Origin of the sequence: Arthrobacter sp. SO3 (assembly GCF_020532825.1) — a bacterium.
Classification (GTDB): domain Bacteria; phylum Actinomycetota; class Actinomycetes; order Actinomycetales; family Micrococcaceae; genus Arthrobacter.
Window position 1 is genome coordinate 49222 of record NZ_MQTS01000188.1, and the last position, 10085, is coordinate 59306.

Here is a 10085-nt window from a genome sequence, read left to right on the forward strand (position 1 = left end):
CCCCGAACTTTTGCACGATGATGCTCCCCCGGGGAGTCTCCCGGTCTCCTTCATTCAGCACGAGCCGACGCCCAACAGTCCGGCCGGCGATAGCCGATACCTCGCCGGGACCCCCGATGACGCCCTCCACCTGGCAGGGGCATGCCGCTGATCTGCGGCGCCTGCTGCGCCGAATTTATCCTGAATTGCCGTTGCTGACTGTTGGGTGCTCATTTGCCGTTCCTAAAATCTGATCGGTCGCTTGTAGCCGTTTATGTCCCCCCGGCAGCGTTTCCTAGGCAATAGACTTCACTGCCACCTTCCCCCCGGCCACAAACTCCGCAGCTTCGGCAAGAATGTCCAGTCCCCTCAAGAGATCCCGGGGGTCAATTGTCAGCGCCGGCATCGTCTTGATGACTTCTCCTTCGGGCCCGGAGGTCTCCACCAGCAGGCCGCGGGCGAACGACTCCGCCGCAATCTTCCCCGCCACCTGGTGGTCAGGGTAGTAAATGCCTGCAAGCAGGCCCCGGCCCCTCACGCGGGCACCATCGGTGCCCGCCGCGATCTGCGCGAGCCCCTCGTGCAGCTGGGAAGAAAGCCCCGCGACTTTCGATTCAAATCTCCGGTCCTGCCAGAAATGCTCAAGAGCAGCGGTTCCCGTCACGAACGCGGGGTTATGTCCCCGGAACGTCCCGTTGTGCTCCCCCGGCTTCCAGATGTCCAGCTCCGGTTTGAAGAGGGTCAGGGACAGGGGCAGACCGAAGCCTGAGATGGACTTGGAGAGGCACACGATATCGGGTGTTATGCCGGCGTCTTCAAAACTGAAAAATGTTCCCGTGCGGCCGCATCCCGCCTGCACATCGTCAACGATGAGCAGGATGCCGTGCTGGTGGCACAATTCGGAAAGACCACGCAGCCAGGAAGCGCGGGCGGCTCTCAGGCCGCCCTCGCCCTGTACCGTTTCGACGATGACGGCGGCGGGTAATTCGACACCGGAGCCGCTGTCCTCCAGCGCATGACGCATCCAGAGAAAGTCAGCCGTCTGGCCGTCAAGAAATCCGTCATAGGGCATGCTGGAGGTATTGGTCAGCGGAACCCCCGCGCCCTCCCGCTTCATTGAATTGCCCGTGACCGACAAAGATCCAAGCGTCATTCCATGGAATGCATTGGTAAAGCTGATGATGTGTGGCCTGCCGGTGACTTTTCGTGCCAGCTTCAAGGCCGCTTCCACCGAATTTGTTCCAGTGGGGCCGGGAAACATGACTTTATAGTCATAGTTCCTGGGTTTGAGGATCAGCTCGTGGAACGTTTCCAGGAAGCGCCGTTTCGCAACTGTTTTCATGTCGAGGGAGTGAACAATTGCTCCGGAGAGAAGATATTCGACGAGCGGTCGGAGGAGCTCCGGGTTGTTGTGTCCGTAATTCAGAGCCCCGGCGCCGGAGAAGAAGTCAAGATAGTCCCTGCCGTCCTCACTGTAGAGTGTGCTGCCGGACGCCCGGTCAAAGACGGTGTCCCAGGTGCGGCAGTAGGTGCGGACTTCTGACTCCAGATTTTCAAAAATATCCATCAGTTGCTTTCCTTCGTTCCATTCCCCGGCCATGGTGCGGCTCAGACATCCGGAAATCGGTCACGGCAAGCGAATTGCTGCGGCGCAATGTCGCAATCAGGAAGTGTGACCGGTGATAACTCCAAGCTATGGAACAGCGGTAGCTTCGGGATCCGTAGGCCGTACTCTAAATCTTGACGCGTATCCGGGCCGGTCTACTTAGCTGTACTCACACCGGCGGGGTGTTCCATCAGGTAGTCCGCGAACCGCAATACAATCCCGCTGTACGGGCTTAATTCCGGGCCCAAGCACGGGACGTTTGGCCCTGTTATCGCGGCCCGGATGCTCAGCTCCGCGGGGCCAGTGCGAAGCTTGCGGTGGCGTAGGCCAGGGCCCCGGACATTTCCTGGAGCAGGTTCGAGTCGGTGTTGCTGATGGTGTCGCAGGCCTGGTGGTAGCAGGAATCGAGTTTCTTGCCGGCGGCACCGCCGTAGGACTGCACCTGGGCCTTGGTCTTCTTTTCCACGTCGCCGCTGAACAGGCCGCCGGCGGGGATGCCGGCCTGCAGGAACGCGTCGTAATCGGAGCCGCCGTCAAAGGGGGTGGTCTCCGCCGGGAGCGAGTTGTCCTGGAAGAAGCGGAAGAAGACATCCTCGATCTGCTTCGAACCGGTCGGACCGGCGTGGCCGAAGTCGGTCCCGTCGCCGTCGTGAATGGACCGCACCCCGTTCGGGGAGGCCATCATGTCCACGTTCAGGTTCGCCGCGGTCTGGGCCTTCTCGGTCCTGCTCAGCTCATCGACGTAGTGCTGGGAGCCGTAGAGGCCGTCCTCCTCGCCGCCCCAGAACGCAAACCGGACCCTGTTCACCGGGGTGATCCCGCTTTCCTTCATCCACCGGGCGATCTCAAGGATGGCCGCGACCCCGCTGCCGTTGTCGTTGATGCCCGGGCCCTCGGGCACGGAGTCCAGGTGGCCGCCCACCACCACGGTGTTCTCGGCGCTGCCCCCGGCATCGGCGAGGATGTTGAAGCTTTCCACCTGCTTGCGGTTCCTGCCGTCGCCGCGGAAGGTGAAGGTTTGCCGGACGGGGTTGTACCCGGCAGCGCGCAGCTGCTCCTCCACGTAGCGGGCGGACTCCTCATACCCGCTGGTCCCGGAGGCGCGGTTGCCCCCGTTCTCATCAGCGATCCGCTGCAGCGCCTGAAGATGGTCCATCATGCCCCGGCCCTTGAAATCAGCCAGCACGGCCCGCGCATCCACCCCACCCCCCGGCGCCAGCCGGGACGCCGTGCATCCCGACAAAACGAGGCTGACTGCAAGCAGGATTGCGGCGGCCGCTGTGCCTCCGGGCTTTTTCATCATGTGGGCATCCTCCAGGCTACGAAGATATCGTCCAGGCCGCTCCAGAGAAAGCGTCCGCCCGTACTGCGGCCATTTTGGGTGGAACATTGGTCCGGGCGCAGGCCGGGACACACTGCCGCGCACCGGCCCGGCACCGGCCGGGGAATATTCGGGGGTGGCGGACGTTGTACCGGTCGATAGATGCAAATGCATGTAAATCGGTTATAGTAGAAACAGCTCCCGGAACACTCCGGCCACGGAAAGGCACATCATGCAGATCGGCGTATTCAGCGTCAGCGACATCACTACCGACCCCACCACGGGCCGGACCCCCACGGAGCACGAACGTATCAAGGCGTCCGTGGCGATCGCCAAAAAGGTCGAAGAAATCGGCATGGATGTTTACGCCATTGGCGAGCACCACAACCGGCCCTTCTTCTCCTCCTCCCCCACCACGACCTTGGCCTACATCGCCGCCCAGACAGAGCGAATCATCCTTTCCACGGCCACCACGCTGATCACCACCAACGATCCGGTGAAGATCGCCGAGGACTTCGCCATGCTCCAGCACCTGGCCGACGGCCGCGTGGACCTGGTCCTGGGCCGCGGCAACACCGCCCCGGTCTACCCCTGGTTCGGCAAGAACATCCAGGACGGAATCGAACTCGCGATCGAGAACTACAGCCTGCTGCGCCGCCTCTGGGACGAGGACACCGTCAACTGGTCCGGCAAGCACCGGACGCCGCTGCAGAACTTCACCTCCACCCCGCGCCCGCTCGACGGCGTAGCCCCCTTCGTCTGGCACGGTTCGATCCGCACGCCGCAGATCGCGGAAGTTGCTGCCCACTACGGCGACGGTTTCTTCGCCAACAACATCTTCTGGCCCAAGGAGCACTACCAGCAGCTGATCGGACTTTACCGTGAGCGCTACGAGCACTACGGCCACGGCAGGGCGGACCAGGCCATTGTGGGCCTCGGCGGACAGTTCTTCATGCGGAAGAATTCGCAGGACGCCGTCAAGGAGTTCCGCCCCTACTTCGACAACGCCCCGGTCTATGGTCACGGCCCATCCCTCGAGGACTTCACCGCACAGACCCCGCTGACCGTCGGCAGCCCGCAGGAAGTCATCGAAAAGACCCTGTCCTTCCGGGAGTACTTCGGCGATTACCAGCGGCAGTTGTTCCTGATCGACCACGCCGGCCTGCCGCTGAAGACCGTGCTGGAGCAGCTGGACCTGTTCGGCGAAGAGGTCCTGCCGGTCCTGCGCAAGGAATATGCCGAGAAGACCCCGGCCCATGTCCCCGAACCGCCCACCCACGCCGGACGCGTCGCCGCAACCCTGGCCTCGGCCGGGCAGTCCTCCAGCGAAACCACCAGCCCCAAGAGCGTGTGATGTCCACCAAGACCAGCGAGTCGCCGGTGCGTCTGGCCGCGGAAACCTGGGAATCCCTGTTCCGCGCCCAGGTGGCGGTCATGCGCAGGCTGCAGACCGGCCCCGCCTTCAAAACCCTTGCCTTGAACGAGTACGACGTGCTGTTCACGCTCTCGCGCTGTCCGTCCGGCTGGCTCCGCCAGAACGAGCTGAACGACCACGTGCTGCTGAGCCAGTCCAGCCTCAGCCGGCTCGTTGAGCGACTCGAAAAGCGGGGTCTCGTGGAGCGGATGCCGGCGCCGGACGACGGCCGCGGCGTTCTGGTCAGGCTCACCGAAGCCGGCCTGGAGCTGCAGAAGCAGATCGGCCGGGAGCACGTCCGCGACATCGCCGCTCTGGTGGGCCCGGCGCTGACATCGGCCGAGCAGCAGGAGCTGCTGCGTCTGACGGAGAAGCTGCGGGCCTCGGTGGCCGCGCGCTGAGGAGCAGCCCTACTGGAGGGCTACGAGCTTCGCCGGATCCTCGTCCGGCAGTTGGCCGTCGACGACGGCGGTGACCTGAAGCTGCGTTAGGGACAGGCTGCCGCCGACCGTCGACAGGAATGCCGTGTCCGAGGAATCCCGGCCGGCGGTGATCCGGAGCATGCTCTCCCGCGGTGCCAGGCCCGTGGGGTCAATGACGTGCCAGGCGCCGTCGATGTGGGCCTCGGCCACGGCGTGGAAGTCCATGGGGCTCAGTCCCGGAGCGTAGACCGCGGCCAGCCTCGCCGGAACATTCCTGGCGCGCAGCAGTGAGATCGCCAGGTGGGCGAAGTCGCGGCAGACTCCGCGGCGGTGCAGGAGGGTCTCGACGGCGCCGTCGGTCCCCCGTGAGGATCCGCTGATATAACGCAGCTCGCTGAAGACCCAGTTGCGCACCGCGTGCACCAGCTCACTGCCCTGCAGGCCGCCGAATTCCGCGTAGGCGGTTGGCAAGAGCCGGTCGGACTCGGCGTACCGGCTCGGCCGGACGTAGCGGATGAGTTCCATCAGCCGTGGTTCTTCGGGCAGCGCGGAGCCGGTGACGGTGGCCGTGTACTCCACGAGCACTTCGGTGGGTTCAGCGAATTCCATGTAGTGGAAGCGCCCCCCATGGTGGTCCGAAAGCTCGGTGAGGGGGACGTCTTCACCGCCGGAGGTCACTGACAAGGACTCCGCAAGGCCGGTGTAGCCGGCGTTGCGTGCCACGGACACCGCCAGGGCGACCTTGGTGTCGGCCACGGTTTTGAAGGCCATGCGGGCGGCAACAGAGCGTTCCATGAATCTCCGGGGTGTGAGGGTCGGGCGCGTGAAGTCAGCGCTTCCGGCCCGGGTGTGTCCGGGCGGTGCGGGACTAGTTTTTGATCTCCAGAGACATTAGCATCCGCTGGACGTTGGCGAATTCCGAGCCTTCGTTGACGTATTTGGCAGCCTGGTCGAGCGTGTCAAATGCCTTGGCGGGTGCAACCTTCTGGTCCGCGGCGTACGTCTTGAGCTCCGTTAGGTCGGCGAAAGAGTAGTCCCCCGCGCCCTCGGGGCCGCGGACCAGGTTCTGCAGCACGCAGGACTTTCCTTCCGCGCCGCCGACGATGTTGGTGATGCCGTAGGAGCCGAAGTACTTGTAGCCCTGGATCACCCGGAACACCACATGCGGGTCGATGGTGCCGTCGCCGCCGCGGTGCGGCAGTTCCACCGGGACACTGCTCACGACGACGTACGGTTTCGCGGCCTCATCCGCGCAGGCAGGAGCCTGCTGGGGCTGGAGTCCGGTCCGCAGGGTGGCGAGGTAGCCGCCCTTGGCATCCTTGACCTCGATCCTGAGCGCTCCGGGCAGGGTTCCCTGCTCCGGGGTTACCGACTGGGCAATCCACTCCTGCGGGAGCTCGAAGCTGACGGTCTTCGCCGGATCGGTGAATACCTTCCAGGCCGGCGCCGTCGAACCGGGTTCCGCCGGACCGGAGGCCGTGGACCCCGGCGACGCGCCCGGCGTCGAGCCCGGCGACGCGCCCGGCGTCTAGCCCGGCGACACGCCCGGCGTCGAGCTCCCCGCGGATGGTTCCGCGGAAGGCACGCCTCCGCTAGGGCCCGGGCTGCCTCCCGCCGTCCACGCGGGGTTGCCCTTGTTTTCAGTGCTGCAGCCGGACAGTGCAGCCGCTGTGAGCGCCAGGGCAGCGGCGATCCGGATGCCGCGGGCCGAAGCCCGCCGGAAGGTACCCGTCCCAGTCATGGTGCCAGCGTAGCGGGACTTCGGGCCGCCCGGAGTTCCCGGATCAGCGTTTCGTGGAAGCCCTGGTGGAGGCGGCCCGCGGGCGCGGAAGTCCGAGTCCGGCACAGCACCGGGTCCGGGCGTCGAAGGAGCCATTCGCCACGGGGAAAGCGGGATACGCTGGGGACATGGCGGATCAGGATTTTGACCCCACGGATTCCGGGGACCAGGACAGTGTGGCGGACATCTCCGCCGTCGACATCGCGGACTGGCGGCTCCGGACGTTCGCGCTCTACGCCACTGTGCGCAAGATCGCGGCAGAGGATCCGGCCGAGGCGCATTCCTACTGGCGCCAGGAGCGGGACCGGATGTTCGGCACGCATCCCGCGTCTCCACTGACGGAGGCCGCGAAGTCCAGCTTCGGCGGGCTCAAAACGGCGGACTACGATCCGATCTACCGCTTCCACATTCCGCTCACCAAGGAGGGCGCCGGACGGGAAATGAACGTGGAAACCGGGACGGACGGTCTGGTCCGTTTTGTCCGGCTGGGCACTTTCGATCTGCCGGAACTGGGCCAGCTCGCCGTGTGGAAGCTCAAGGGCTACGGCGGCGGCATCTTCGTGCCGTTCCGTGACGCCACGGCCAGCCAGCCCGGCGGCAGCTACGGCGCCGGCCGCTACCTGCTGGACACCATCAAGGGTGCCTTCCACGGGGTGCAGGGTTCCGGCCCGGAGGCCGAGTTCGTCGTCGATTTCAACTTCGCCTACAACCCGTCCTGTGCCTACAACGAGGCGTGGGCATGCCCTCTCCCCGGCCCGTCCAACCGCCTGGCCGTGGAGATCCCGGTCGGCGAGCTGTACTGACCGGATGGATGCCCAGCTCGAGGAGCACTCCCCTGCCCCGGCCGGCCCTGCCGTCCGTGTTCCCGTCCGCCGCCGGTACCGGGGCCTGCTGCGCTACCCGCTGGTCCGGCAACTGCTGAGGTTCACCGCCGTCGGAATTGTCTGCACCGTTACGTCGCTGGCGCTCTATGCCTTCCTCCGGCCGTACCTCGGTCCGCAGCCGGCCAACGCGACCGCCCTGATCCTCACCTCGTTGATGAACACGGCGCTCAACCGGAGGCTCACCTTCAAGATCACCGAACGCCACCGGATGAAGCGCGACCATCTCAACGGCCTGATCGTGATCCTCGTGGCGCTGCTGCTCACCGGCGGCAGCCTCGGCATCCTGCACTGGATCAATCCCGACGCCACGGTCGCCGCTGAGTTGTGGACCACCACAATCTCCGGCTTCGTTGCCACCGCGGTGCGTTTCACCCTGCTGCGGCACTGGATCTTCCGCCGGGCCCGGCACCGCTGATGTGTCCGCCCGGAAACCCCGCTTGCCCCGCTTGCCCTGTCAGATAACGTCCCTTTGCCGCCGGAATGGCCACCAAAAGTGATAGGGCAACCGGGGTTAGGGGGAGCCGAGGGCCTGGACGCTGCCGACGGCGGCGCAGACCGCGGCCGCCGCCTCCTGCAGTTCAGCGGCTGTGATCGTGGAGTCGAAGCTGAACCGGACCGCGGTCTGCGCCAGCTCGGCCCCGATGCCCATTGCCCGCAGCACCGGGGACGGCTCGTCGGAACCGGCCGCGCAGGCCGAACCGCTGGAGCAGATGACGCCCAGCCGTTCGAGTTCCAGGAGCACGGATTCGCCGCTGGTTCCCGGGAAGCAGAACGAGGCGACGGAGGGAAGCCGCTCGCTCGGATGGCCCGTGAGGACCGCACCCGGAACCGCTGCCTGCACCGAGCGGATGAAACCATCTCGCAGGGCGGCAACGCGGGACGCCCGGTCCCGCTGGGCAGTCAGCGCGAGTGTGAGCGCCGTCGCGAGGGCGACGGCCCCGGCCACGTTCTCGGTCCCCGAGCGGCGCCCGCGTTCCTGTCCGCCGCCGTGGATCACGGGTTCCAGCCGGGTCCGGCTGCGCAGGAACAACGCCCCGCTTCCTTTCGGCGCGCCCAGTTTGTGTCCGGAGATACTCAGGGCGTCCACCCCCAGAGTTGCGGTGTCGAGCGGCAGCCAGCCGGCGGCCTGGACCGCATCGGTGTGGAACGGGATCCCCCGAGCGCGGGCAAGCGCGGCCAGCCGGGCGACCGGCTGTACCGTACCCACCTCATTGTTGGCGTACATGATGCTGGCCAGGGCGGTCTCCGGCCGGAGCGCGGCGGCCAGGGCCTCCACGGTGACGCGCCCGTAGGAATCGACCGGCACCACATCGACGGCGAAGCCGTGCACGCGCTCCAGGTAGCGGGCGGACTCCTCCACGGCGGGATGTTCCACGGCGCTGATCACCACCCGGTCCAGCCGGGGGTCCGCGGCCCGGCGGGCCAGCGCAATGCCCTTGACGGCGAGGTTGTCCGCTTCCGTGCCCCCGGAGGTGAAGACCACCTCGCCGGGCCTGCAGCCCAGCGCCGGGGCCACCGCTGCCCGTGCCCCGGCGAGCGCTGCCGCGGCCGAGCCGCCGAGCGAATGGTGGCTCGAGGGGTTGCCGAAGTCCCCGCTGAGGTACGGCCACATGGCTTCGAGCACCTCGCGGCGCACCGGTGTGGTGGCGGCGGCGTCGAGGAAGATCACGGTGTCGCCTGGCCCGCCATCTGTCCGCCGTTCGATTCGCTGTTCGATTCGCTGTTCAGGCCCAGTTCGATGTCGAGGCCCAGGTCCAGGGCGGCAACACTGTGGGTGAGTCCGCCGATCGAGATGACGTCCACCCCGGTGGCGGCGATGCCGGCCACGGTGGCCAGGTTGACGTTGCCGCTGGCCTCCACCCGGGCCCGGCCGTTCACCAGGGCCACCCCGGCGGCAAGTTCCGCGGGGGTGAAGTTGTCCAGCATGATGGTGTCGACCCCGGCGGCCAGCACCGGTCCGATCTGGTCCATGCTGTCCACCTCCACCTCGAAGTGCGTGGTGTGCCCGAGGCGCGATCTGGCCTCCCGGAGCACCGCGGTGAGCTTCGACGGGTCTCCCCCGGTCAGGACCGCCAGGTGGTTGTCCTTGGCCAGCACGGCGTCGGAAAGGCCAAAGCGGTGGTTTGCCCCGCCGCCGCAGCGGACAGCGTACCGTTCCAGCACCCGCAGCCCCGGCGTGGTCTTCCGGGTGTCGGTGATGCGTGCCCCGGTGCCGTCCACGAGGGCGACGAACTCCGCAGTCCTGGTGGCGATAGCGCTCATCCGTTGGACCAGGTTCAGGGCCACGCGCTCGGCCAGCAGCACGGCGCGGGCGTTCCCGCGGACCCTGGCGAGCGCCGTTCCGGCGGCAAAGGCGGCGCCGTCGGCCACGAGCAGTTCGACGTCGGCACCGGGGTCCGTGAGCTTCATCGCTGCCGCGAAGACCTCCCCGCCGCTGAGCACACCGGGCACGCGGGCGGCCAGGACCGCAGTCGCCCGCGCGTCGGCAGGGATGAGGGTCTGCGAGGTGATGTCGCCGTAGGGCGCGTCCTCGTTCAGGGCGGCGCGGAGTACGGCGTCCACCGCCGCTGTGGGCAGGGTTCCGGCGAGCGCCGTGACCGGGAGGGCGGCAGGGCGGGCGGCAACGGGTGCTGTCATGACGTAATCCTTTGTTTCGGACGGGATGCGGCGGCATGCCGG

At 66.7% G+C, this 10085-nt stretch carries 11 protein-coding genes; 5 read left to right on the plus strand and 6 right to left on the minus strand.

The window, feature by feature from the left end:
* Nucleotides 1-274 precede the first annotated feature (274 nt).
* On the minus strand, nucleotides 275-1546 hold the full coding sequence (ectB, locus tag BJQ90_RS17645) for a diaminobutyrate--2-oxoglutarate transaminase (protein WP_226761515.1): 1272 nt from the start codon (nucleotides 1544-1546) through the stop codon (nucleotides 275-277).
* A 325-nt stretch (nucleotides 1547-1871) separates the two neighbouring features.
* Nucleotides 1872-2888, minus strand: a complete 1017-nt coding sequence (locus tag BJQ90_RS17650; RefSeq protein WP_226761516.1) for a M20/M25/M40 family metallo-hydrolase — start codon at nucleotides 2886-2888, stop codon at nucleotides 1872-1874.
* A 250-nt stretch (nucleotides 2889-3138) separates the two neighbouring features.
* Between BJQ90_RS17650 and BJQ90_RS17655 the strand changes: the two genes are divergently transcribed.
* Both BJQ90_RS17655 and BJQ90_RS17660 read left to right on the plus strand, forming a co-directional pair.
* Nucleotides 3139-4260: an LLM class flavin-dependent oxidoreductase gene (locus BJQ90_RS17655; RefSeq protein ID WP_226761517.1), complete on the plus strand. Its 1122-nt coding sequence runs from the start codon at nucleotides 3139-3141 to the stop codon at nucleotides 4258-4260.
* Nucleotides 4260-4721, plus strand: a complete 462-nt coding sequence (locus BJQ90_RS17660; protein WP_226761518.1) for a MarR family winged helix-turn-helix transcriptional regulator — start codon at nucleotides 4260-4262, stop codon at nucleotides 4719-4721. The genes BJQ90_RS17655 and BJQ90_RS17660 overlap by 1 nt, the downstream gene beginning before the upstream one ends.
* Nucleotides 4722-4730: 9 nt before the next feature.
* Here the strand turns inward: BJQ90_RS17660 and BJQ90_RS17665 are convergent, their stop codons facing one another.
* A complete protein-coding gene (locus BJQ90_RS17665) occupies nucleotides 4731-5537 on the minus strand; it encodes a transglutaminase-like domain-containing protein (protein WP_226761519.1) in 807 nt (268 codons plus the stop codon).
* Between the two features lie 73 nt (nucleotides 5538-5610).
* Nucleotides 5611-5964, minus strand: coding sequence for a hypothetical protein (locus BJQ90_RS22785; RefSeq protein WP_319004656.1), 354 nt, complete (start codon nucleotides 5962-5964; stop codon nucleotides 5611-5613).
* An 88-nt stretch (nucleotides 5965-6052) separates the two neighbouring features.
* Here BJQ90_RS22785 and BJQ90_RS22790 point away from each other — a divergent pair, with 88 nt between their 5' ends.
* The 3 genes from BJQ90_RS22790 to BJQ90_RS17680 all read left to right on the plus strand — a co-directional run bounded on the left by BJQ90_RS22790 (nucleotide 6053) and on the right by BJQ90_RS17680 (nucleotide 7821).
* The gene (locus tag BJQ90_RS22790) at nucleotides 6053-6274 is read left to right on the plus strand and encodes a hypothetical protein (RefSeq protein WP_319004657.1); all 222 of its coding nucleotides are present in this window, start codon (nucleotides 6053-6055) and stop codon (nucleotides 6272-6274) included.
* Nucleotides 6275-6650: 376 nt separating this feature from the next.
* Complete coding sequence (locus BJQ90_RS17675; protein WP_226761520.1) at nucleotides 6651-7325, plus strand: DUF1684 domain-containing protein; 675 nt, start codon at nucleotides 6651-6653, stop codon at nucleotides 7323-7325.
* Between the two features lie 4 nt (nucleotides 7326-7329).
* On the plus strand, nucleotides 7330-7821 hold the full coding sequence (locus BJQ90_RS17680) for a GtrA family protein (protein WP_226761521.1): 492 nt from the start codon (nucleotides 7330-7332) through the stop codon (nucleotides 7819-7821).
* Nucleotides 7822-7917: 96 nt separating this feature from the next.
* Here the strand turns inward: BJQ90_RS17680 and BJQ90_RS17685 are convergent, their stop codons facing one another.
* Nucleotides 7918-9075 (minus strand): cysteine desulfurase family protein, encoded by a 1158-nt coding sequence (locus BJQ90_RS17685; RefSeq protein WP_226761522.1) that lies wholly within the window; start codon nucleotides 9073-9075, stop codon nucleotides 7918-7920.
* Entirely contained in the window at nucleotides 9072-10043 is a 972-nt protein-coding gene (gene nadC, locus BJQ90_RS17690) for a carboxylating nicotinate-nucleotide diphosphorylase (protein WP_226761523.1), read from the minus strand. Before nadC ends, BJQ90_RS17685 begins: the two co-directional genes overlap by 4 nt.
* Nucleotides 10044-10085: the final 42 nt, after the last annotated feature.